Source organism: Mesorhizobium sp. M0340 (assembly GCF_040321535.1).
Lineage (GTDB): Bacteria > Pseudomonadota > Alphaproteobacteria > Rhizobiales > Rhizobiaceae > Mesorhizobium.
The window spans coordinates 79753-101588 of the sequence record NZ_JAMYRR010000009.1; the positions used below are offsets into that span (position 1 = coordinate 79753).

General features: G+C 63.7%; 21 protein-coding genes and 1 pseudogene. 8 read left to right on the forward strand and 14 right to left on the reverse strand.

All coding sequences use genetic code 11. The features are described from left to right. Positions 1–37 precede the first annotated feature (37 nt). Positions 38–1687, reverse strand: a complete 1650-nt coding sequence (locus NKI79_RS15365) for an ABC transporter substrate-binding protein (protein ID WP_352802479.1) — start codon at positions 1685–1687, stop codon at positions 38–40. Between the two features lie 41 nt (positions 1688–1728). Further along, positions 1729–3279 (reverse strand): trimethylamine methyltransferase family protein, encoded by a 1551-nt coding sequence (locus NKI79_RS15370; protein WP_352802481.1) that lies wholly within the window; start codon positions 3277–3279, stop codon positions 1729–1731. Between the two features lie 91 nt (positions 3280–3370). Between NKI79_RS15370 and NKI79_RS15375 the strand changes: the two genes are divergently transcribed. Continuing rightward, on the forward strand, positions 3371–4273 hold the full coding sequence (locus NKI79_RS15375) for a LysR substrate-binding domain-containing protein (protein WP_254817464.1): 903 nt from the start codon (positions 3371–3373) through the stop codon (positions 4271–4273). A gap of 22 nt (positions 4274–4295) precedes the next feature. Here NKI79_RS15375 and NKI79_RS15380 read toward each other — a convergent pair whose 3' ends face one another. Next, the gene (locus tag NKI79_RS15380; protein WP_352479943.1) at positions 4296–5285 is read right to left on the reverse strand and encodes a zinc-dependent alcohol dehydrogenase family protein; all 990 of its coding nucleotides are present in this window, start codon (positions 5283–5285) and stop codon (positions 4296–4298) included. Between the two features lie 103 nt (positions 5286–5388). Here NKI79_RS15380 and NKI79_RS15385 point away from each other — a divergent pair, with 103 nt between their 5' ends. Continuing rightward, positions 5389–6291, forward strand: coding sequence for a LysR family transcriptional regulator (locus tag NKI79_RS15385; RefSeq protein ID WP_352479942.1), 903 nt, complete (start codon positions 5389–5391; stop codon positions 6289–6291). A 602-nt stretch (positions 6292–6893) separates the two neighbouring features. Continuing rightward, a complete protein-coding gene (mutL, locus tag NKI79_RS15390) occupies positions 6894–8744 on the forward strand; it encodes a DNA mismatch repair endonuclease MutL (RefSeq protein ID WP_352802664.1) in 1851 nt (616 codons plus the stop codon). A gap of 34 nt (positions 8745–8778) precedes the next feature. On the opposite strand, the gene NKI79_RS15395 is transcribed toward mutL, so the two are convergent. Both NKI79_RS15395 and NKI79_RS15400 read right to left on the reverse strand, forming a co-directional pair. After that, a complete protein-coding gene (locus NKI79_RS15395) occupies positions 8779–9534 on the reverse strand; it encodes a hypothetical protein (protein ID WP_352479941.1) in 756 nt (251 codons plus the stop codon). Positions 9535–9658: 124 nt separating this feature from the next. Further along, complete coding sequence (locus NKI79_RS15400) at positions 9659–10552, reverse strand: DMT family transporter (protein WP_352479940.1); 894 nt, start codon at positions 10550–10552, stop codon at positions 9659–9661. A 90-nt stretch (positions 10553–10642) separates the two neighbouring features. Here NKI79_RS15400 and NKI79_RS15405 point away from each other — a divergent pair, with 90 nt between their 5' ends. Beyond that, positions 10643–11578, forward strand: coding sequence for a LysR family transcriptional regulator (locus NKI79_RS15405; RefSeq protein WP_352479939.1), 936 nt, complete (start codon positions 10643–10645; stop codon positions 11576–11578). 220 nt (positions 11579–11798) lie between these two features. After that, positions 11799–12026 (forward strand): annotated as a pseudogene (locus tag NKI79_RS15410) (DUF2093 domain-containing protein); the annotation flags it as partial. A gap of 248 nt (positions 12027–12274) precedes the next feature. Here the strand turns inward: NKI79_RS15410 and lpxK are convergent. The 7 genes from lpxK to NKI79_RS15445 all read right to left on the reverse strand — a co-directional run bounded on the left by lpxK (position 12275) and on the right by NKI79_RS15445 (position 18525). Further along, complete coding sequence (lpxK, locus tag NKI79_RS15415) at positions 12275–13315, reverse strand: tetraacyldisaccharide 4'-kinase (RefSeq protein ID WP_352479938.1); 1041 nt, start codon at positions 13313–13315, stop codon at positions 12275–12277. A 1-nt stretch (position 13316) separates the two neighbouring features. Then, the gene (gene waaA / locus NKI79_RS15420) at positions 13317–14633 is read right to left on the reverse strand and encodes a lipid IV(A) 3-deoxy-D-manno-octulosonic acid transferase (protein ID WP_254817457.1); all 1317 of its coding nucleotides are present in this window, start codon (positions 14631–14633) and stop codon (positions 13317–13319) included. Beyond that, the gene (locus NKI79_RS15425; RefSeq protein ID WP_023717166.1) at positions 14630–15409 is read right to left on the reverse strand and encodes a lysophospholipid acyltransferase family protein; all 780 of its coding nucleotides are present in this window, start codon (positions 15407–15409) and stop codon (positions 14630–14632) included. Before NKI79_RS15425 ends, waaA begins: the two co-directional genes overlap by 4 nt. A gap of 5 nt (positions 15410–15414) precedes the next feature. Then, positions 15415–15660 (reverse strand): DUF4170 domain-containing protein, encoded by a 246-nt coding sequence (locus tag NKI79_RS15430; protein WP_023674378.1) that lies wholly within the window; start codon positions 15658–15660, stop codon positions 15415–15417. A 74-nt stretch (positions 15661–15734) separates the two neighbouring features. Next, positions 15735–16541: a 3'(2'),5'-bisphosphate nucleotidase CysQ gene (locus tag NKI79_RS15435; RefSeq protein ID WP_352802486.1), complete on the reverse strand. Its 807-nt coding sequence runs from the start codon at positions 16539–16541 to the stop codon at positions 15735–15737. Continuing rightward, complete coding sequence (locus NKI79_RS15440) at positions 16528–17871, reverse strand: TldD/PmbA family protein (RefSeq protein ID WP_352479936.1); 1344 nt, start codon at positions 17869–17871, stop codon at positions 16528–16530. The genes NKI79_RS15435 and NKI79_RS15440 overlap by 14 nt, the downstream gene beginning before the upstream one ends. A 162-nt stretch (positions 17872–18033) precedes the next feature. Next, complete coding sequence (locus tag NKI79_RS15445) at positions 18034–18525, reverse strand: FAD-dependent oxidoreductase (protein WP_352802489.1); 492 nt, start codon at positions 18523–18525, stop codon at positions 18034–18036. A 20-nt stretch (positions 18526–18545) separates the two neighbouring features. Here NKI79_RS15445 and NKI79_RS15450 point away from each other — a divergent pair, with 20 nt between their 5' ends. Both NKI79_RS15450 and NKI79_RS15455 read left to right on the forward strand, forming a co-directional pair. Further along, the gene (locus NKI79_RS15450) at positions 18546–18686 is read left to right on the forward strand and encodes a hypothetical protein (RefSeq protein ID WP_352479933.1); all 141 of its coding nucleotides are present in this window, start codon (positions 18546–18548) and stop codon (positions 18684–18686) included. After that, the gene (locus NKI79_RS15455; protein ID WP_352479932.1) at positions 18680–18991 is read left to right on the forward strand and encodes an ABC transporter permease; all 312 of its coding nucleotides are present in this window, start codon (positions 18680–18682) and stop codon (positions 18989–18991) included. Before NKI79_RS15450 ends, NKI79_RS15455 begins: the two co-directional genes overlap by 7 nt. Before the next feature lie 12 nt (positions 18992–19003). On the opposite strand, the gene NKI79_RS15460 is transcribed toward NKI79_RS15455, so the two are convergent. Both NKI79_RS15460 and epmA read right to left on the reverse strand, forming a co-directional pair. Next, complete coding sequence (locus NKI79_RS15460; RefSeq protein ID WP_352802491.1) at positions 19004–19678, reverse strand: DUF8692 domain-containing protein; 675 nt, start codon at positions 19676–19678, stop codon at positions 19004–19006. A 322-nt stretch (positions 19679–20000) separates the two neighbouring features. Further along, positions 20001–21047 carry an EF-P lysine aminoacylase EpmA gene (epmA, locus tag NKI79_RS15465; RefSeq protein WP_352802493.1) on the reverse strand — a complete coding sequence of 349 codons (1047 nt, stop codon included), beginning with the start codon at positions 21045–21047 and terminating at the stop codon, positions 20001–20003. Positions 21048–21161: 114 nt separating this feature from the next. Between epmA and efp the strand changes: the two genes are divergently transcribed. Further along, positions 21162–21728, forward strand: coding sequence for an elongation factor P (gene efp / locus NKI79_RS15470; protein WP_023674374.1), 567 nt, complete (start codon positions 21162–21164; stop codon positions 21726–21728). Positions 21729–21836: the final 108 nt, after the last annotated feature.

Sequence of the window (21836 nt, forward strand, 5' to 3'; positions counted from 1 at the left end):
GTCCATGAAATCCTGCAACGCGTCCTCTGCTGGCAACTCAGGCGTTCAGCCAGACGTTCTGGAGATCCATCTCGAAGGTTTGGTGGACACCGTAGTTCTTCACCTTCTCGTTCATGTGGCTGAACAGCTTCTGCCAAAACGGCTGAATGATGACGCCCGAATCCTGCAGGATCTGCTCGATGTCCTTCATGACCTCGCGGCGCTTCTCGACGTCGATGAGCGAGAGAGCCTGCTTGAGCTTGGCATCGAAATCAGGGTTCGAGTAGCCGGTTTCGTTCCAGGCCTCGCCGGTGCGATAGCCGAGCGCCAACACCTGGACGCCAAGCGGGCGCATGTACCAGATGGTCATGGAATAAGGATATTTCGTCCAGTCGTTCCAGAAGGTCGAACCCGGCAGCACCGTGCGTTTCACTTTGATCCCGGCATCGCGCAACTGGCCGGCAATCGCGTCGCCGGTGTTCTTTTGCCAATCGTCCTCGACGGTGATCAGTTCATGCTCGAAGTCGGCCTGCCCGGCCTCCGCCATCAGCTTCTTGGCGCCCGCGGCGTCCCGGGTCTTCTTGGGCAGCGCGTAGTATTCCGGATGAATCGGGCTGACGTGGTGGTTTTCACCAACTGTCCCTCGCCCGGCGTAACCAAGTTCGAGCACCGCCTGGTTGTCGACGGCCATCTGGAGGGCGTTGCGGACCCGCTTGTCGTCATAGGGCTTGTTCGTGATGTTGGTGCGGGCGACGAGCGTGGTCGCTGTCGCGACCTCCGATTTTACCAGTCCCATCTTGTCGAGGATGTCTATGAAGTCGGCAGGCGTCTCGAAGTTGAGATCGATTTCGCCGGAGTCGAATGCGTTTACGGACGCATTGAAATCGGTTCCGTAGTCGATGAATTCGACGCCGTCGAGAAGCGCTTCACCGCCCCACCATTTGCCATTTTCGCGACGCTTGACGACCGCTTTCTGGCCGACCGCATACGACACCAGTTCGAATGGCCCGGTGCCAATCGGCTTCTCGATCGGATTGGCGCCGTCGGCGTCGAAGTTGCGATGGACCACCAGTGCCGGATAGTCGGTGAAGTTCGGAATCAGCGAGATGTCCGGTTCGTTCAGCTTCAGCTTCACCGTGTTGTCGTCGACCTTGGTGATCGCCCCTTCCCTGGCCTTGCCGGTCTTTGCATCGATCAGCGCACCGACGCGCGCGGCCATCGAATTGCCGGCTGCAGCCTTCTCGCACCAGCGCGTCAGATTGTAGACCACGTCTTCGGCGCTAAAAGCATCGCCGTTGTTCCAGGCGATGCCCTTGCGAACATGCAGCACGTATTCGGTGGCGTCGTCGTTGACCTCCCAGCTTTCGAGCAGAACCGGCTCGAAAGTGAACTGGCGGGTGTAGCGGACAAGCGGCTCCAGCCAGCAGCGTGAAATGTTCGCGAGTTCCACCCAGTCGTAGGTGCGCGGATCCTTTTGTGCCTTCACCGACATCGAAACGTGGAGCGTGCCGCCTTTCTTCGGCTCTTCAGCCAAAGCCCGCTGCGGCACGGCAAGACCGATCATGCCGTAGGCAAAGGCCGTCGATGCGCCGAAGGCGCTTGCCAGAGCCAGAAACTCGCGTCGGTCGACACGACCTGCACGAGCCTCGCTGGCCATCGCTTCGATGGCGCTCGGTACGCGATCGCCGTTGCTTCTGAAGAGTGTCATTTTTTCCTCCGTTATGGTTCCCATCGGGTCTTCGCCCGTTATCAACTAACGCTGTCCGGCAGTTTCTCCTCGCGCCGCGCAATCAAATCTTTGAGACCATCGGCGATGCCCTCATCGAGCTTCGGCTCCTCGTAATCGGCGAGCATGTTGCGCGCTTTCTCGCGGCCGCGGGTGTCGTGGTCCTTTGCTCCTTCCGCCTTCCACTGTTCGAACGAATTGAAGTCCATGATGCTCGGTATGAAGAAGGCGGACTCGAAATGTTCGAGCGTGTGCTGGGTGCCGAGGAAATGGCCCTGCGGTCCGACCTCGCGGATAGCCGCCATAGCCTCCTTGAAATCGTCGAATGGCAGCCCGCCAGCATATTTGTACCAGCTGACAAGCTGCTCGCAGTCGGTGGCAAATTTCGAATAGCCGCAGGTCAGGCCGGCCTCGAGCCAACCGGCGGAGTGCCAGATGTAGTTGGCGCCGGCAAGGATGGCGGCATGCATCAGCATGTTCGCCTCGTAGCCCGCCTGGGCGTCGTTCAGCTTCGAGCCGACATGGAAACCGGACGTGCGCCACGGCAGCCGATACTTCCGCGCCAGCGCGCCCATGAGATACATCATCTGGGCCGCCTCCGGCGTGCCGCCCATGGGAGCGCCGGTTTTCATGTCGACCGTCACCATGAACTGTCCGTAGATCTGCGGCGAACCCGGACGCAACAGCTGTGTGAACGCGACGCCCGCCAGCGCTTCGGCGTTGACCTGCGCGACCGCACCGACGGCAGAGGCCGAAGTCGAGGCGCCGCAAAGGGCGAAGGGCGCGAGAATCAGCGGCTGGTTGTGGCGCGCATAGACTTTCATCGCGTCCAGCATGGTGGCATCCCAGACCAGCGGCGAATTGCAGTTGGTGATCGCCACCAGCACCGGGTTGTCGCGGACATAGTCCTCGCCGAACACGATGCCCGCCATCGCCATCGTGTCTTCGGCCCGATCCCTGGACGTCACGATGCCCATGAACGGCTTGTCGGAGTGCTTCAGCGCCGAATGGATGATGTGGAGGTGACGCTTCGGCACTGGAATTTCCATCGGCTCGCAGATGATCGAGCTCGACGAGTGCAGCGCCGGCGCCATGTAGGCGAGCTTGTGGAAATTGTGGAGGTCGGCGAGTGTGCCGTAGCGCCTGTTGTTGTCGAGGTCGCGCACGTATGGCGCGCCATACATCGGCACGAAGATGGAGTTGTTGCCGCCCACACGTACCGAACGCTGGGGATTCCTCGCATTGAGCGTAAATTCCGACGGGACCTTCGAGATGAGCTCCATGAGCAGGGCGCGGTCGATGCGGACCCTTGTCTCCGAGACATCGGCGCCCGCCGCCTTCCACATTGCGATCGCCTCGTCGTCGCGGAACTCGCATCCCACCTCTTCGAGGATCGAGAGCGATTCCTGGTGGATCAGTTCCACCGCCTCGTCCGGAACCATCTGATACACCGGAATCTTGCGGACCAGGGTCGGAAATGACGCAACGGGTGCGCCTCGCAGCGCCTTGCGCCCCAGGCGGCCACCCGCGCGACGATTGGTATGTTCGCTCACTTCAACGGCCGGTGCGTTCATGGAGGCTCCATCTTCCTGTCTCGACCAATCTAGCCAGACAAAATGCAGCTGTGACGCTGGAAAATCCTGATCTCTTGTATAAGGTCAGCTTATGCGAAGCTTGCGCCACCTGCTGCCGTCGGCGGGCAGCCTGATCGTTTTCGAGGCCGCCGGGCGGCTGTCGAGCTTTACCGCCGCCGGACGGGAGCTCGGCATGACGCAGGCTGCCGTGTCCTATGCGATCCGCGGGCTCGAAGAACAGCTCGGCGCCAAACTCTTCCAGCGCCGCCACCGGCAAGTCAGCCTTACCGAGGCCGGCGACCGCTTCCATGCCGACGTCTCGCTCGGCCTGTCGCACATTCGCAAGTCGGCGGAGGATCTGCGCCAGATCGCCGTCGGCGCGCATGTGACGCTCGCCGCCTCGACCGCCTTCGCCTCATTCTGGATGATGCCGCGCCTGCAGCAGTTTCGCGACGAATTGCCGGGCATCGACCTGCGCATCCAGACCGCCGACCGCGATCTCGACATCATCGCCGAGGACATCCCGCTCGGCGTCCGCGGCGGCGAGCCCAGGGAATGGCCGGATTATCATTCCCTGCCGCTGGCCGATGAAGTGATATTCCCCGTCGCCGGCGCGAGTTATGTGGCCCGGTTCGGGCTGCCGGAGCGTGTCGCGGACCTTCAATCGCACCGCCTCATCCATCTCGAAGAGCCGTTTCGCGAGGCCGCGAGCTGGGACGAGTGGTTCGCCTCGGCCGGTGTCGACATCGCCGATGCCGGACGTGGCTTGCGCATCAACGACTATGCGCTGGTGATCCAGGCAGTCATGGAAGGGCAAGGCATCGCGCTCGGCTGGGGTCACCTCGCCGAGCGGCTGCTGGCATCAGGGCTGCTGGTGCGCGTCACCGGCCACACGATGACGACCGGCAAGGGCTTTCATGTCATCTGGTCGAGGAACCGCGAGCTCAGCGACAACGCCCGCAAGGTACGGGACTGGCTGGCGGCGCAAGCATGAGGCTATCCCATCAATGCCCCGGTCAAACCGTCACGACAATCTTGCCGAATTGTTCGTTCGCTTCGAGATAACGATGCGCCTCGACGATCTGGTCGAACGGAAAGGTTCTGGCGATTGCCGGCTTCAGCGAACCCGAGCTTAGTCCGTCAAGGATGAACGCCTTGGCGGCCTGCAGCCGGACCGGATCGCGCACGATCTCATGCATGAGATAACCGCGCAGCGTCAGTGTCTTCGCCAGCACTGCAGGTAGCGGAAAGGGTGTCGGGTCGAGGCTCAAGCCGCCATATTCGATGAGAATGCCACCCGCTGCCATCACTGCCGTCAGAGGCTCGAAAATCGGACCGCCGACGGCGTCGAACACCACGCGCACGCCGTCCGGGCCGGCGATTTGCTTCAGCCTGGCCTCCAGATCTTCTTCCGCCGAAGCGATGACGTGGGCCGCGCCGAATGCAACCAAAGCCCGCTTCTTGGCAGACGTCCGTGTGACCGCGATCGGGGTCGCGCCAACCAGGTTGGCGATCTGGATCGCCGCAAGTCCGACACTGCTCGAGGCCGCAGTGATAACAACAAAGTCGTCCCGGCCAAGTTGGGCAATGTCGATCAGCGCACCATAGGCCGTGAGATATTGCATCCACGCGGCGGCGGCCTCTTCCCAGCTCAGCGCCGGCGGGTGCTTGACGACGAGCTCGGCGGGGTATGTGGCAATCTCACCATAGGCAGGCCAGCGGACCATCGACAATGGCGGCACGATGCTGACGGCATCGCCCGGCGCAAAACCGCTCACGCCTTGGCCGACCACCTCGACGATCCCCGCCGCCTCAAGCCCAAGACCCGAAGGTAAGGGCGCGGTCTGGATGTATCTGCCTGAACGGAGCAGCGCCTCGGCCCGGTTGAGACCCAACGCCTTGACACGGATCTGGACCTCGCCTCGCCCGGGCGCAGGCATGTCGACATTCTCGATGCGCAGAACCTCGGGACCACCAAGCTCATGAAAACGAACGACACGCGCCATCGGTCACAACTCCAAAATATTTGAACTGAATCAGCTATGCCAGCGGCGATCAGGCGGATAAATAGCCGCTTGAGTAGATCAGCAGAAACTGTAGGTTTTGAATATGGATCGCCTTACGAGCATGGCCGTGTTCGTCAAAGCCGTCGACCTTGGCTCGTTCGCGGCCGCGGCGGCCGCTCTCGATCTGTCCGGGCCGATGGTCGGCAAACATGTCCGGTTTCTCGAGGAGCGCCTGAGCGTGCGCCTCATCAACCGGACCACACGCCGCCAAAGCCTGACGGATTTCGGGCGCGCCTATTACGAACGCTGCCGGCTGGTGCTTGCCGAAGCGGAGGCCGCGGATGCACTCGCCGCCGACCAGCTTGCCGAACCGCGCGGAAAGCTGCGCGTGCTCATGCCGGTGCATTTCGGCCGGCGCTGCGTTGCCCCGATCCTGTTCGGGCTTGCGCAGCAATATCCGGCGCTGGAACTTGATCTGTCGTTCAGCGACACCCTCGCCGACCTCGCCGAGGACGGCTGCGATCTTGCCATTAGAACGGGCGACCTGGAGGACCAGGCCGAGGCAATGGCGCGTCGCATCGCGCGCCAGCACATGGTCGTCTGCGCGTCGCCGTCCTATCTCGACCGGCACGGCCAGCCGCAGGAAATAGATGACCTGGGCCGCCATCACGCGATCATCTACCGCCGTTCCGGGCGCGCCGTTCAGCCGTGGCTGTTTCCGCGCAACGGCCAGCCCGCGATGGAGATCCGGCCCGTCAGCAGATTGCGGCTCGACGATCTCGATGCCATTGCCGATGCCGCGGCCGCTGGCATGGGGCTCGCCTGGCTGCCGTACTGGCTGGTTCGCCGGCGCATCCAGGCAGGCGCGCTTGTCCTGCTATTGCCGGAACAATCCCGGTTTCTCTACGACGTTCATGCCCTTTGGTTGCAGACGCCTCATCTGCCGATGAAAGTCCGCCTTGCCGTCGATGCACTGGCGGCAGCGCTGCCCAAGCTCCTGAGTTGAAGGCACGCTCGCGGTCAGCTGCGCGGATTTCCTCGAGAACGACCCGACGATTGAACAATAATCTATATGGTAAGATTTCGAATATACAGGAGGTAAACCAGAACAACTGTTAGCGATATTGAAATAATCGTCCAATAGTGAACAAAATTACTCTTGCAATACGACTTTTTCGACGCTGTATCCATCGAGCGAACTTTACCATTAAGTAATCTAGGATGACGTCCAAATGTCGCCTCCAACGGCCATTCGCTTCAGATTTTGGCCTTCGCCCGACTAAATCCACTAAGTCAATTGGGGGCCAAGCCCATTCACTTCAACAATTTTCCTATCTCTACATCGTGGCGGGACAGCACCCCCCTCTGGCCTGCCGGCCATCTCCCCCGCAAGGGGGGAGATTGGCGGTTCATGCGTCCCGCCAACCTTTGAGACATTGGAGACTGGCGGAGGCCGAGGCGACATCCGATCTCCCCCCTTGCGGGGGAGATGGCCGGCAGGCCAGAGGGGGGTGGGACGGAGCGCAACGGAGCAGTCTCCCTGCCTTGCAACAATCAACGCTATTCTCCCCCTCCCGCATCGGCCACGAATCCGCCTATAGTGCTGCCATGCCCATCCGCCAGCTTTCCGAAACGATGATCAACCAGATCGCCGCCGGCGAAGTCATCGAGCGTCCGGCAAGCGTGGTCAAGGAACTGGTCGAGAACGCGCTCGATGCCGGCGCTACCAGAGTCGAGATCGTCACCGCCGGCGGCGGGCTGAACCTGATCCGCGTCAGCGATGACGGCTCGGGCATTCCGGAAAAGGAACTGGCGCTGGCGATCGCGCGCCATTGCACCTCCAAGCTCGCCGACGACATTCACGACATCCGCTCGCTCGGCTTTCGCGGCGAGGCCTTGCCTTCGATCGGCTCGGTGGCGCGGCTGTCGATCCGCTCGCGCACCGTGTCCAGTGACAACGCCGCCGAGATCGGCATCGACGGCGGTCGCGTCTCCGCCGTCAGGCCGGCCGCCGCCAATCGCGGCACCACGGTCGAGGTGCACGACCTGTTCTTCGCCACGCCGGCGCGGCTCAAATTCATGAAGGGCGAGCGCGCCGAAAGCTCGGCCATCGGCGACGTGGTCAAGCGCATCGCCATCGCCTTCCCCGCCGTGCGCTTCACTCTGGCCGGCCCGGACCGCTCGACGCTGGAACTGCCGGCGACCGACGACAGCCCGGAAGGCCGGCTGCGCCGGGTGGCACAGGTGATGGGCGCCGACTTTCCGGACAATGCGATCGCCATCGACGCGATGCGGGACGGCGTGCACCTCGCCGGCCATGTCTCGGTCCCCTCCTTCACCCGCGCCAACGCGCTACAGCAATACGCCTATGTCAACGGCCGCCCGGTGCGTGACAAATTGATCGCCGGCGCCATTCGCGGCGCCTTCGCCGACGTGCTGCCGCGCGACCGCCATGCCGTCACCGTGCTATTCCTGACGCTCGATCCGGCGATCGTCGACGTCAACGTCCACCCGGCCAAGGCAGACGTGCGCTTCCGCGACCCGGGGCTGGTGCGCGGGCTGATCGTCGGCGCCATCCGTGAAGCACTGGCCCATGCCGGCATCCGCGCCGCCACCACGGGGGCCGCCGGCATGATGGCGGCGTTCCGGCCAGGCGCGGCATCCTATGCGCATGGCGGGCCGGCCAACGGTCACCGCAGTTACGAGGCCGCCTATCGGGCCTCAGGCTTTGCCGGGTTCGATCCGGCCCGTTCGCCGCAGCGGCCGCTCGCTATGGGCGGCGGCTTGGGCGAGGACGAGCAGGCGGCGTTCGATGCCGGGCCGCTGCACAGTGCCGACGCGCGCGCCGGACAGGACCAGGCGGCAGAGACGCTGCTCGGCACGGCATTGGGCGCGGCGCGCGCACAAGTGCATGAGAACTACATCGTCGCCCAGACTAGGGATTCGCTCGTCATCGTCGACCAGCATGCGGCGCATGAGCGGCTGGTCTATGAGGCCTTGAAAAATGCGCTGCACTCACGCGCGGTGCCGTCACAGATGTTGCTGCTGCCCGAAATCGTCGATCTGTCGGAGGAAGATGCCGAGCGGCTCGCCATGCACTCCGAGACGCTGGCCCGCTTCGGCCTCGGCATCGAGCGCTTCGGCCCCGGTGCCGTCGCGGTGCGCGAGACGCCGTCGATGCTTGGTGAGACCAACGTCCAGCAGCTGGTGCGCGACCTCGCCGACGAGATCGCCGACAACGATACGGTCGACACGCTGAAGGAGCGGCTGGACAAAATAGCCGCGACCATGGCCTGCCACGGCTCGGTGCGTTCCGGCCGTCTGCTTAAGCCCGAAGAGATGAACGCGCTGCTGCGCCAGATGGAGGCGACGCCCGGCTCCGGCACCTGCAACCACGGCCGCCCCACCTACATCGAGCTCAAGCTGTCGGATATCGAGAGGCTGTTCGGCAGGCGGTAAGCCTTACCCTGCGCAATGCCAAGCGGGCATCCGCTCAGTTCACCAATTTATGATACTTTTTGGTTTTAGGAGAGAAAGCATAGTCCATGCTATAGCCGGCGCCGCCGCCGCGAAAGCTTACAGAAATAATCTCGACGGTTTTTTCCGTGTGTTTTTGAACGTTCATATAGATTGGTGTCATCAGCATACCCGCGTCGCAATCTTCGTCATCGAAAACGATCTCTTGAACGACTTTCTTGCTGCGCTTGCTGATGACTAGCAACTTTTCCATGCAAATGCCGGCGTCGGTTTTCGCGTAGATTCCCGCAAATCTATCGGTGGCGGTCTGCGCCCAGAACGGGATCTCAACGGTTCCATCAATCTTCCCGTCGCCGGTATCGTCCAGGCTCGCAACTTTCTTGAGCGTAACGGGATGTTTGTCCGCACCCTTGCTCCATGCCCCCGTTGCACCGCTTTCACCAATGTCCAGAGAAAATGGGCATCCAGTAGTGTCGACGGGCGTTTTCGATCCCATGACCAGGACCCGGTCGAATTCCTTGTCGTCCGCAACCTCGCAAAGGGACACGCTGGTGCCGTTGATCTTGCCGTACACGGCTATCGGGCTTTGCTTCGCGTCGTAGAAATAGCTCCCCTCGACCGTAATCCCGCTGCCGAAACTGTCATTCCTCTGCAGCGACAGATGGACTGGGTTAGGCCCAATGAAACCTTCGTAATTTTCGACCTGATACCAACCCGCGGCGGCTTTTTGGCTGAGCAGCAGCAAGAAAAACACTGCGGAGATAAACTGCATTCCCATGTCGACCCTTACTGCGCTTCGCCAACGCGATCAACATAGACACCCGCCTGGCTCGTGTCTGCATCGCAATGGCCGTCAGTAGCCGGTTTGAGTCGGCAAAAGGCCTCAACCATCTGATTCATCTCTTCAAATTCACCACGATGACGCCACCAAGCGCCAGCGCGCCGCCGATGATGCCGAGCACTGTCGGCACTTCGCCCAGCCAGAAGAAGCCGATCAGCGTCGCGACCGGCGAGACCAGGTAGAGGAAATTGGAAGCGCGCGCGGCGGGCAGCCGGGAAAGTGCTGTTGCCCACGCGGCATAGGCGATGAGGCTGGGCACGATGCCAAGAAAGATGACCGCGCCGAGCCCGGCGGTGTCGGCGACCGCCGCCTGCGCCAGACCGCTCGGCAGGAAGGGCGACAGGCAGAGCGCGCCAAGCACCATGTTCGAGGCAGAGATCGTCAGCGGGTGGTGGCGGCCAAACAGCGGCTTCTGGACGATGGTGTTGACGGCCGAGCACAATGCCGAGCCGAGGACAAGCAGCGCACCACTGTTGAAATGGAGCCCTTGCCCCTCGCCCATGGCGATGATGCCGATACCGGCGAAGGACAGGAATGTGCCGGCCCAGGCCAGGCCCGAGAAGCGTTCGCCGAGCAGCGCCATGGCCATGATGGCGGTGAAGATCGGACTGACATTGATGATGAAGCCGGCGGCACCGGCCGAAACGGTCAGTTCACCGAAATTGAGCATCACCGTGTACAGCGCGACGAAGACGGCGCCACCGAAGACAAAGCGCCAGAGTTCATCGAGCCTGGGCAGTGCCGGCCGCTTGACAGCGAGAAAGATCGCCGCCGGAACCGCGGCGATGGCAAAGCGCAGCGCGCCAAGTTCCAGCGGCCCGAAAGCGGCAAGGCCGGCGCGGATCGCCGGAAAGGCCGAGGCCCAGCCGACCACCGTCAGCGCCACCGCGATGGCAGCCGCGGCATCCATGCGCTGTGTCGTATTCAACGTGCCGGTGTAAGCGCTCATCTGGGTGTCCTCGCGATCCAATGCCATGAAGTAGAGAAACGCTATTGCGGGTCGGTTGACAAACGAACAAATCGAGGATCACCTGTGACTATGGATCACAGCTTAGACCCGATGCTGCCGCTCGAAACGCTGCGCGCCTTCGACGCCGCGGCTCGGACCGGCAGCTTTTCGGCTGCGGCCGAGAAGCTCAATATCACCCATGGCGCCGTCAGCCGGCAGATCGCCAAGCTCGAGGGTTGGCTCGGGCTGAAAGTCTTCGACCGCGGCGCGCGCGGCGTCTCGCTGACCGTCGAAGGCAACCGCCTGCATCTGCGCACCACCGAAGCCTTCGCCCTGATCGCCAGCAATTCGGATCGCTGGGTTGAGCCGCGCGGCACGGCGGTGGTGCGGCTGACCTCGATCCCCTCGGTCAGCGGGCTGTGGCTGATGCCGCGCATGGCGGCGCTGGAGAATCACCCGTCCAAGCTGCGGATCATGCTCGACGTCGACATCCGCCAGGGCGATCTTGCCGACGAAGGCATCGACCTGTCGATCCGCTGCGGGCGCGGCCGCATTCCGGGCCGGATCTCGGTGCAGCTTTTCGAAGAATATGTGTTCCCGGTCGCCTCGCCGGAATTGGCCAGGGAGATCGGCCGCGGAGATCCTGCCCGGCTGCTCGAATTTCCGGTGATCAACGATTCCGACGCTTCGGCCTGGCGCGCCTGGTTTGCGGCGCAGGAGATGGACTATCGGCCGCGGCCGCACGACCGCCGTTTCGAGGACTACAACCTCGTGCTCGACGCCGCCGCGCACGGGCTCGGCATTGCGCTGGCACGTCCGCCGTTGACGGTGGACCAATTGAAGTCGGGCCGCATCGTCGCCGTCGACGAACGCAGCGTTCTCAGCCCGATATCCTACTGGCTCGACCGGCCGCTGGGGCGGCCGCGCGCAGCCGCCGCCGAGCTCGCCCGGCGCATCGCCGTCCAGGCAGGGCTGCCAGCGGAGAAGATCGAGCAGTTTATCACGGCCGAGGAAGGAGATGCCTAAGACGCGTCGCGTTCGACCGGCATCATGCGACGTGCTTCAGGTTCTTGTGTTTATGCATGTCGCGCAAAACCGCCGCACACTTTGCGCGACATGCATTGGCATTCGCTTTGCCGGCTTGTTTGAGCAAGTGTCACCAGAAACAGAACCAGGCAAGGCCAACCAAGCTTGACCTCGCCGCAATTTGTGGCGATGACATCGTCATGAATTTCGGCACCACCCCATGATGAACCGTTTCGAAGGTCCCGGCGGCAAGGAAGCCCGCATCCGCTATCTCGATGGCGACTTCCAGGTGACCAGCCCCGGCGCCTTCGTGCGCTGCGCGGTGACCGGCGAGAGCATCCCGCTCGACGAGCTCAAATACTGGAGTGTCGCCAGGCAGGAACCCTATGTGAATGCCGCCGCCTCGCTGCGCCGCGAGATCGAAGCGCATCCGGAACTGCGCCGCCGACGCTGGTCTAGCGCAGATGGGGAGTCGCCCCGTTGCGATCCTGCGCCCTCTGCCCCCCGGGTCAGGCCGGCAACACCGAAACTTTAGAGCCTATCTTGAAATAAAAAACCCGCCTCAGGCTCGAAGGCGGGTCACCGGCGAATCATCACCATACCGAAGTCAGTAGCATAGCTGCCGGCACAAAGCAAGAACAAAATACGCTCGACCGGCGGAAAGCTGCAAATTCCAGTCCTACACCGCCTCGGTGCTCAAGCTGCTGATCGACCCCTCAGCCTGCGCTGCCGCCAGGCATCCAGCGTCTCGTCGATAATGCGCTGCGGCACGTGGTCAAGCTCGAACACAGTGTCGATCTTCAGCACATCGAGCCCGTCGAGGAATTCTGGCGGTGCTGCGCCGTGACGCAGGCGGGCAGCGTCCTTGGCGGTGGTAATGAGGCCAAGCCCGGCTTTACGTGCTGTCGCCGCCAATTCGGCAAGCTCGTCCGCACTGTAGAAATGATGGTCTGGAAATGGTCGGGTCAGCGCAAGCTCGCCCCCGGCCTCGCTTACGGTGTCGAAAAACCTGTCGGGATGACCGATGCCGGCGAACGCCAGGAACCGCCTGCCGGCCAGCGTCACCTTGCTGCTCGGCACGGTATGCGCCTCGAAGATCGGCCTGCCGGCGCGCGCTGCCTGGCGCACAACCGTATCGGCCGCTGTGCCCTCGCCCATTTTCAGCAAGGCGCTGGTGAAGACCAATTGGTCGACGATGTTTGCCCGCAGCGGCCCACCGGGGATGACGCGGCCATTGCCGATGCCATGGCGCGCGTCGACGACGACGAGCGCATAGTCGATGTGGATGCGCGCGCTCTGAAAACCGTCATCCATGATCAGGAAATCGCAGCCGAGCTTCTCCAGCAGAAGCCTGGCGCCGGCGGCCCGATTCGGCGTCACCGCGACCGGCGCGTGTTCGGCCAGAAGCAGCGGCTCGTCGCCGACATGCTTGGCGGCGTCGTGGTGCGGATCGACGATATGCGGCTGCGCGAAGGAGCCGCCATGGCCGCGTGACAGGAAACCCGGATTGAGCTGCATGCGCCGGGCCTGCTCGGCCAATGCGATGGCCACCGGCGTCTTGCCGGTGCCGCCGACGGTGAAGTTGCCGACGCAGAGCACCGGCGCCTCGACCTTTTCGCGCGGTGCATGCCGCATGCGGCGACCGGCGACAAGCGCATAGATGGCGGAGAGCGGCGACAGCGCCGTGACCCGCCAGTCGGGCTCTTCCCACCAGAAGGGCGGCGCTTCCGAGGTCACGTCAGCGCCCGTTCGCGCCCTTCAGGCGCGACTTGACGACCAGCGGCTGGATATAGGGCTCGAGCGACCTGAGCGTATGTGCCAGCGCACCGCGCATCTCGTCGACGGTCGCCGCGCCCGCCGCCATCATCTCATGGCGGGCCGCCTCGTTGGTCAAAAGGAAATTGACGGCGCCGGCCAGCATATCGCGGTCGCGCACCAGCTTAGCGCCGCCGCTATCGAGCAGGCGCTGATAGGCCTCGCGAAAATTCTGGACATTGCGGCCGGCAAGCACCGCCGTCTCCAGCATGGCCGGTTCCAGCGGGTTCTGACCGCCCTCGGAAGTCAGCGAACGGCCGACAAAGGCGATTTCCGTCAGTCTCAGATAAAGCCCCATTTCGCCGATCGTGTCGCCGAGCAGTATATCGGTGTCGGCAGTGATCCTGTCGCCCTTGCTGCGCTGCGCCAGCTTCAGGCCCATGCCGGAAATCTGGGCGGCCAGCTGCCCGGCGCGATCGGGATGGCGCGGCACGATGATCGTCAAAAGCCCGTGGTGGCGCTTGTGCAGCATCGCATGAACTTCGGCGGCGACCGCCTCTTCGCCATCATGGGTCGAGATCGCCGCCCAGGTCGGGCGACCGCCGATCTGGCGTTTCAGCGCCGCCAGTGCTCGCTCGTCGGCCGGCGGCGGCGCGGTGTCGACCTTGAGATTGCCGGACACGGTGACCGGCCGGGCGCCGAGCGAAAGGAAGCGCTCGCCATCGAGATCCGATTGGGCAACGACATGGGCGAGATTTTCGAACAATGCTTCGGCAATGTTGGCGCGCTTCTTCCAGGATTTGAAAGAGCGGTCGGACAGCCTGCCGTTGACCAGAACCTGCGGCACGCGGCGGGCGCCGAGTTCCAGGATGGTCATCGGCCAGATCTCCGATTCGGCGATGATCGCCAGGTCCGGCTGCCAATGGTCGAGGAAGCGGCTGACCGCCGGCTTGAGGTCGAGCGGCACATATTGGTGGATGATGCGGTCGCCCAGCCGTTCTTCGGCGACCTGCGCCGAGGTGACGGTGCCTGTGGTCAGCACGATGTTGACGCCGTAATCGAGAATGCTCTCGACCAGCGGCACGACGGCGATGGTCTCGCCGACGCTGGCTGCATGGATCCAGATCACCGGGCCTTCGGGGCGCTCGCGTCCGGCGACGCCGTAGCGTTCACGCCGGCGAATGCGGTCCTCCTTGCCTCTGGATGTGCGCCAGGCGACGTAAGGTCCGACCAGCGGGTAAGCGGCGGCGCCGGCGAAACGGTATGCCGTCAGGAAGGCGCGCGCCCAGCGCATACTCATTTCGAACCGTCCACAAGGCGATAGGCCTCGGCAGTCGCGGCATTGAGCGAGGCCGTGACCTCCTGGCGCTTGCGTTCCATTTCCGCGGCGTCGGCGTTGGCCGGCACGAAGACAGGCGTGCCGACGACGATCGAGGAGCGGCCGAAGGGCAAGTTGATCGTCGTCTTGTCCCAGCTGCCCTCGATCACCTTGCGGCGGCTGGTGGCTATCGCGGCAGGCAGGATCGGCCGGCCGGACAGCCGCGCCAGGAGGACGACACCGAGCCCCGCATCGCGCGGCGTGCCGTGGGGAATATCAGCAATCATGGCGACATTCTTACCGGTGGCGAGCGACTTTTTGAGGGCGATGAGCGCCTTGGCCCCGCCCTTGTCGAGATGCCTTGCGCTTTCACGCCCGCCAGAGCCGCGCACCGCCTCGATGCCGAATTTCTCGACCATCAGCGCGTTGAGCTCGGCATCGGCGCTGCGCGACACCATGGCAACCAGCGGCCGTCCCTTGGGATAATAGGCCGGGGTCAGCAAATGCTGGCCGTGCCAAAGCGCGATGATGCCAGGCTCGAGCTGCGCATAGGCGCCGCCGGAAAACTTGGCCGATCCGTCGACCATGCGGTTGGTCAAGCGGACAAGGCGGACGAAATACGCAAACAGCGCGGCAAGCGCATTCTTGACGAATCGCGACTGCGCCAGCGGTTCGCGGATCTTGCGCCAGAACGTCTTCGGCTTGCGACGTCTGACCGCCGACCGCGGGGCTGAACGCTTGACCGCTTCATGGTTCATCGATGTCAACCGACAGCCTTGTTTTCGGGGTCGAGCAGGCGGTGCAGGTGAACGACGAAATAGCGCATATGGGCATTGTCGACACTAGCTTGCGCCTTGGCCTTCCAGACGGCGTGCGCCGATTGGTAGTCCGGATAAATGCCGACGATGTCGAGCGCGTCGAGATCGCGGAATTCGGTGCCGCCCAGCTTCTTGAGTTCGCCGCCGAACACCAGGTGCAAAAGCTGTTTCTTTCCGTCTTCAGCGGCCATGTCGATCCTTCACATATCGTGAGTTTGGGACAGGTCTAGACCAAAGCCGCCGACTTTGGAACTATTGATAATGTTCAATTGTCCAGCCCGGCGATGACGCCGGCGAGCACGGCGAGGAGTTCGCCGCTGCCGGCGGCGAGCGGTCCGTGACGGATCACTTCGCCGGCATAGAGCGGCGCGCGGCCGTGCCGATCGAGCACGGCGCCGCCTGCCTCGCGCAGGATGAGATCGGCCGCGGCGATGTCCCAGTCATGCGCGTTGGCCTTGACGAAGGTGGCATCGAGCTGGCCGCCGGCGATCATGGCCAGCCGGTAGGCGAGCGACGGAATATAGGGCACCCGCTTCAGCCGTTTGTGCCATTTCGCCGGCAGCAGGTCGATCATCGGCTTCGGTCCGGCGATTTCGGCCGTTTCCGCCGGCGGACGCACGCTGATGCGCTTGCCATTCAGGAACGCGCCCTCGCCGGGCAGCGCCCAATAGATTTCGCCCTTCGCCGGGCAGTCGAGCACGCCGGCAAGCGTGCGGCCGTTCTCGACCACCGCGACGCTGACGCACCATGTGGGCAAGCCCTCGAGGAAGCCGCGCGTGCCGTCGATCGGATCGACGACGAAGGTGCGGCGCGCGATAAGCCTTACCGGGTCGTCGACGGTTTCCTCGGACAGCCAGCCATAGTCCGGCCGGGCCGCCAGCAAGGTTTCGCGCAGATATTTGTCGGCGGCGTGATCGGCTTCGCTGACCGGCGAGGTGCCGCCCTTCATCCACACCTGCGGATTGTTGTTGAAGTACTGCATGGCGATGAGCCCTGCCTCGCGGGCAGCGTCGAGCAGCAGCTGCAGGTCTTCAGTAGCGCCGGCCGAGACGGCCGGATCAAGCTCCGGCAAGGGTCATTCCTTCGATCAAAAGCGTGGGCGCGGCAGTGCCGAAATTGCGGTCGAGATCGCTCGCCGGAACCATGTTGAGGAACATGGTTTTCAAATTGGAGGCGATGGTCACCTCGGCGACGGGATAGGCCAGCTCGCCGTTATCGATCCAGAAGCCGGAAGCGCCGCGGCTATATTCGCCCGTCACCATGTCGACGCCCTGGCCGAACACTTCGGTGACGTAGAAGCCGGTCTTGAGCGACTTGATCAGCTCTTCCGGCGTCCGTTCGCCAGGCTCGATTGCAAGATTGGTCGATGACGGGGAGACCGACGAGCCGTTGCGCGAGCCGCGCCCATTGGTGACGAGGCCGAGTTCCCGCGCTGCGGAAGTCGACAGGAACCAGTGGTTGAGCACGCCCTTGTCGACCATGAACAGTTTTTCGCCCTCGACGCCTTCGCCGTCGAACGGGCGCGAGGCCTGGCCGCGGCGCCGGAGCGGCTCGTCGGTGACGGTAATTGCGGCCGAAGCCACCTTCTTGCCCATCATGTCGCGCAGAAAGCTGGTCTTGCGTGCCACCGCGGCGCCATTGATGGCACCAGCGAGATGGCCGGCAATGCCGCGCGCCACGCGCGGATCGAACACCACGTCGACCGGCCCGGTCGCAGCCTTGCGCGCGCCAATACGGCGTACGGCGCGCTCGCCGGCCTTGCGGCCGATGTCTTCCGGCGCGTCGAGATCGGAAAAATGCTGGCGCGAGGAGAATTCGTAATCGCGCTCCATGCCGGTGCCCTCGCCGGCGATCACGCTGGTCGAGCGCGAAAAGCGCGACGCGACATAATGGCCGACAAACCCATGCGAAGTGGCGAGCACGAGGCCGCCCAGCCCGGCACTGGCGCTACTGCCGGCCGAATTGGTGACGCCCTTGACGGCAAGCGCCGCCGCCTCGGCGGCAAGGGCTGCTTCCTTCAACTGGTCGGCCGATACCTGAGTGGCGTCGAAGAGATCGAGGTCGCGCGGCGTCTTGACCAGCAAGGCCGGATCGGCGAGACCCTGATAGGGATCTTCGGGCGACACTTTGGCCATGGCGACGGCACGCTCGGCCAGCATATTGGGGTCGGATGCCGCCGTTGCCGAAACGCTCGCTACCCGCTTGCCGACGAAGACACGCAGCGAGACGTCTTCGCTCTCGGACGCCTCTGTGCCTTCGACCTTGCCGAGCCGCACCGACACGCCGGTCGAACGGCCGCGCACCGCAACCGCATCGGCGGCATCGGCGCCGGCCCGTTTGGCAGCCTCGACCAGGGCTGCGACGCGATCGGTCAGTTTCGCTGCGTCGAGCGTATCGGTCATGCGCATGATCCTGTTATTTCCGGCCGGCTGAAGGGCAGCCGTCGATGCACCATCTATTGTCCCGGCGCGGCTTCTGCAATGGGAGAAGCGGACAATCAGGGGGCATCCAGCCCAGGTCGGCGCGACTCCTGATCGCAACCCGACGGCGAAATGTTCGATCGATCAGGCGCGGAAGCGATCAGCCGAAAACGCCGCGAGACGCGCTGGATCGCCGGGACCAATGATCAGCTCGGCGACCAGGCGCACGGTGATCGGCGCGAGTGTCAGGCCGAGATGACCATGACCGAAGGCATGGATCACCCTGGAGCTGCCGCGCGACGGACCGATGACGGGCCGGGAATCGGTGACATTCATCGAGTCCGGGAAGTACAGACCGCTGGCCCCGGTCGCGGGCAGGCCGGGCTCCAGCGCAGCCACCGCTTCCGGCATCAGAACCTCTTGATGGACGCCAAACCCGGCGCGCAGCGCCCTGCCCCCAGCGGCCTTGGCGAAATCGCTCTCGCGACGATACAAGTAGAGACAGCCGTTGGAGCGCGGCAAGTCTGCCAGGTCAGCGTCCGCCACCACCTCCTCCCAGGCCGTCAGGGCCTCGGCCAGCAGACCGGCGAGCGCCAGCGCATTGGCGCGGGTGGCCGCCGGAAGCGATTGGCGCACGAATTGGAGGCATTGAAAGAGTGCCGCCGGAGCAGGCGATCTTCCTGCAGGTGTTCATGCCCACATTCTTCGTCGCCGCGGCGGAGACGCTGGCCACGCTGATACTGGGCTTCCCCCTCGCCTGCCTCATCGCCTCCGTGCCCAAGGGCCTCGCATGGTGATCCTGTTTCTCCTCCTGATCCTCGTTCCGGTTCCCTTGTCGTTCAACAGCGGCGCCTTCTTCATCTTTCCGCTGGAGGGGATTTCGACGCGCTGGTACGCGGTCGTGCTCGGCACCCAACGCTGGCAATCAGCGATCGGGAACAGCCTGATCGTTGCGTTCGGGACGACGCTGATCGCGACGACACTCGGCACGTTTGCAGCGATTGCGCTTTCCGACGAAAAGTTTCCCGGCCGCCGCATCGTCATGCCGCTGCTGCTGTCGCCGCTGATCGTGCCGGTGGTGATCACCGCCGTTGGCTCATAGCGTGTGCGGCAGTCAGCCTGTAGAGTTGGGATCGGCTGGATCCACCCACGGGCGGCCCAATCGTGTCACCATCGCCGCGTACCCGACAGCACCTGCCGCCCAAAGAAAGATGCCAAGCTCTTTGACGGCGTCTTCGGCGATGTCGACCGCCGAATCCGGGGTTGGAAACAGCTCTCCCAGCTGGTCGATGGCTGCTGACATCGCGAGTAGGAAGCCTGCGGCCACAAATACGATCGTGCCCTCGAATGTCTTCCGTCGCAGCCGAAAGAACCAGAACAACCCGGCGACGGCATAGGCAATCATGGGAACAATCTCTGGTATCGCAACAACGGGCAGCACGTCCTCATGGATCAACAACAGGTCATCGAGGCCCAAGACCAGGGTAAGGCCGCCGAGAAAAGTACAATCCAATCGGCGCGTGAGCCGACCAGCAAACAGGGTCGCAGCGCCGGTGCCGATCCATAATGAGGCACCTAGAGACGAAATCCACCCCGTATAGAAGCCGACGTCGGCGGCTGCAGATGGATCTCGATAGAAGATCGTAGCGTCCAGACCAAGAATTTGCGCGACGAACAGCGCGGCCAAGAGCATCACAACGTTAATCGCTGCGGCCGCAAGTATGACCAAGCGCCAGGACATTGTCCCTTCGCCGCCATGCTTTGCGTCCAGCGCGTTCTTGTCTGGCATTGTGCCCAGGCCCATTCTGAGTACGATGGCCGCTAGCTCCGCTGCGCCGCGAACTCCGCCAGCACTATGCCGGCCCACCATGATCGCGGCAACACACGGAACGGTTGCAGCGCTTCGCCCATGACCAGGTCGTCGTGGTGCAGTTCCTGGCCAGTGCCAACGGCCGCGCGAAAAGCTCTCCCCGGCAATCACCGCCGCCGGCACGCTGATGATGAGTCTGTCGATGCTCGTCGTCGCTAATCTTCTGGCCGACGGAGCCAGCGGCGCCTAGCCTGATATATAATTGGTCCAAATCTGACGCGTCGGTCAGCCCAACCTATCGTCAGGGACCAGCCACCGGCGTCCAGATCACGTCGTCGACCCTGAGCGCGCCGGTGGCGAGCATTACCAGCCGGTCGAAGCCGAGCGCCGCGCCGCTCGCCTGCGGCATGATGGCGAGCGCGGCGAGGAAATCCTCGTCGACCGGGTAGCGTTCGCCATAGACGCGCTGCTTCTCGTCCATCTCGGCGGCAAAGCGCCGGCGCTGCTCGGCCGGATCGGTCAATTCGCCAAAGGCGTTGGCGAGCTCGACGCCGCAGCAATAGAGCTCGAAGCGCTCGGCGGTGCGTGGATCGTCGGCGCTCGGCCGGGCCAATGCCGCCTCCGAGATCGGGTAGCCATAGAGGATTGTGGCACACCCCTGCCCCAGCGCCGGTTCGATTTTTTCGACCATCACCCGGCTGAACAGATCGGCCCAATTGTCGTCGGGCGCGGTCCGCAATTCGGCCTGGACCAGGGCGGCATGCAAGCCCTCGCGGTCGGTGCTGCCGTCGGCTGCTACCGTCGCCAGCAGATCGATGCCGGCATGGCGCATGAAGGCCTCGGCGACGCTCAACCGTTCCGGCTCGGCAAACGGGTCGGCCTCGCGGCCGCGGAAGCTAAGACGCTTTGCGCCCGCCCGTTCGGCGGCCAGCGCGACAAGCTCGGCGCAATCGCGCATCAGGCTCTCATAGGTCTCGCCGACCCGGTACCATTCGAGCATGGTGAACTCAGGATGGTGCAAGGGGCCGCACTCGCGGTTGCGCCACACAGCCCCGAGGCTGAAGATGCGCTCTTCGCCGGCGGCAAGCAGCTTCTTGCAGGCGAATTCCGGCGAGGTATGGAGATAGAGCGGCTGGCGCTGCCCGTCCGGCCCGATCGCCTCGGTGGCAAAGGCCGACAGGTGCGCTTCATTGCCGGGCGACACCTGCAGGGCCGATGTCTCCACCTCGACGAAGTCGCGGCGGGCGAACCAGTCGCGCATGCCGGCGGCAATGGCGTTGCGCAGGATCAGCCGCGGCCGGCGGTCGGCGTGGACATGCGGCGTCCACCACGGCGAAGCGGCGGTCATCGGCTTCAGGGGAATTGCACAGAGGGCTGGCGATTGCGGCCAAGATGCGCTAGGCCGCACGCAACGGCCTCTCCAGCCGATTTGCGCCAACAAATTTTATCAGGATGGAAACCCGTGAAGGTCATCGCCAGCTCCTTACGCAAAGGCAACGTCGTCGAAAAGGACGGCAAGCTCTATGTGATCCTCTTTGCCGAAAACATTCATCCTGGCAAGGGTACGCCGGTCACCCAGCTCGACATGCGGCGCATCTCCGACGGGGTAAAGGTTTCCGAGCGTTATCGCACCACCGAGCAGGTCGAGCGCGCCTATGTCGAGGAGCGCGAGCACACGTTCCTCTATCGCGACGGCGAAGGCTTTCACTTCATGAACCCGGAGACCTATGATCAGGTCGCGGTGCCGGAAAGCGTGGTCGGCGACATGGCGCCTTATCTGGTGGAAGGGATGCCGGTGCAGATCTCGCAATACAACAACATCGCCATCTCGCTGGTGCTGCCGCAGCGTGCCACTTTCGAGGTGGTCGAGACCGAGCCGGTGACCAAGGGCCAGACGGCATCCTCGTCCTACAAGCCGGCAACGCTGTCCAACGGCGTGCGCACCCTGGTGCCACCACACATCAGCGCCGGCACCCGCGTGGTGGTGATGACGGCCGATGGCGCCTATGTCGAGCGCGCGAAGGATTGAGGCGCGAAGCTCGCCGAAAGCGTCGCGGCGGCCGGTCATCGTCTACCGCTTTGTGCCAGGGGCTTTCGAGTATTGGGACGCTGCACGCAGACCGAAGCGTCAACTCCC

Excerpts from the sequence above, each read along its gene's own strand:
- NKI79_RS15400 (WP_352479940.1), bottom strand. The coding sequence starts at position 10,552 with ATGAGCGCTTACACCGGCACGTTGAATACGACACAGCGCATGGATGCC.
- NKI79_RS15455 (WP_352479932.1), top strand. The coding sequence starts at position 18,680 with ATGGTGATCCTGTTTCTCCTCCTGATCCTCGTTCCGGTTCCCTTGTCG.
- NKI79_RS15365 (WP_352802479.1), bottom strand. The coding sequence starts at position 1,687 with ATGACACTCTTCAGAAGCAACGGCGATCGCGTACCGAGCGCCATCGAA.
- NKI79_RS15375 (WP_254817464.1), top strand. The coding sequence starts at position 3,371 with ATGCGAAGCTTGCGCCACCTGCTGCCGTCGGCGGGCAGCCTGATCGTT.
- NKI79_RS15430 (WP_023674378.1), bottom strand. The coding sequence starts at position 15,660 with ATGGCCGCTGAAGACGGAAAGAAACAGCTTTTGCACCTGGTGTTCGGC.
- mutL (WP_352802664.1), top strand. The coding sequence starts at position 6,894 with ATGCCCATCCGCCAGCTTTCCGAAACGATGATCAACCAGATCGCCGCC.
- NKI79_RS15405 (WP_352479939.1), top strand. The coding sequence starts at position 10,643 with ATGGATCACAGCTTAGACCCGATGCTGCCGCTCGAAACGCTGCGCGCC.
- NKI79_RS15395 (WP_352479941.1), bottom strand. The coding sequence starts at position 9,534 with ATGCAGTTTATCTCCGCAGTGTTTTTCTTGCTGCTGCTCAGCCAAAAA.
- waaA (WP_254817457.1), bottom strand. The coding sequence starts at position 14,633 with ATGAGTATGCGCTGGGCGCGCGCCTTCCTGACGGCATACCGTTTCGCC.
- NKI79_RS15425 (WP_023717166.1), bottom strand. The coding sequence starts at position 15,409 with ATGAACCATGAAGCGGTCAAGCGTTCAGCCCCGCGGTCGGCGGTCAGA.
- NKI79_RS15440 (WP_352479936.1), bottom strand. The coding sequence starts at position 17,871 with ATGACCGATACGCTCGACGCAGCGAAACTGACCGATCGCGTCGCAGCC.
- NKI79_RS15380 (WP_352479943.1), bottom strand. The coding sequence starts at position 5,285 with ATGGCGCGTGTCGTTCGTTTTCATGAGCTTGGTGGTCCCGAGGTTCTG.
- NKI79_RS15385 (WP_352479942.1), top strand. The coding sequence starts at position 5,389 with ATGGATCGCCTTACGAGCATGGCCGTGTTCGTCAAAGCCGTCGACCTT.
- NKI79_RS15370 (WP_352802481.1), bottom strand. The coding sequence starts at position 3,279 with ATGAACGCACCGGCCGTTGAAGTGAGCGAACATACCAATCGTCGCGCG.
- epmA (WP_352802493.1), bottom strand. The coding sequence starts at position 21,047 with ATGACCGCCGCTTCGCCGTGGTGGACGCCGCATGTCCACGCCGACCGC.
- NKI79_RS15460 (WP_352802491.1), bottom strand. The coding sequence starts at position 19,678 with ATGCCAGACAAGAACGCGCTGGACGCAAAGCATGGCGGCGAAGGGACA.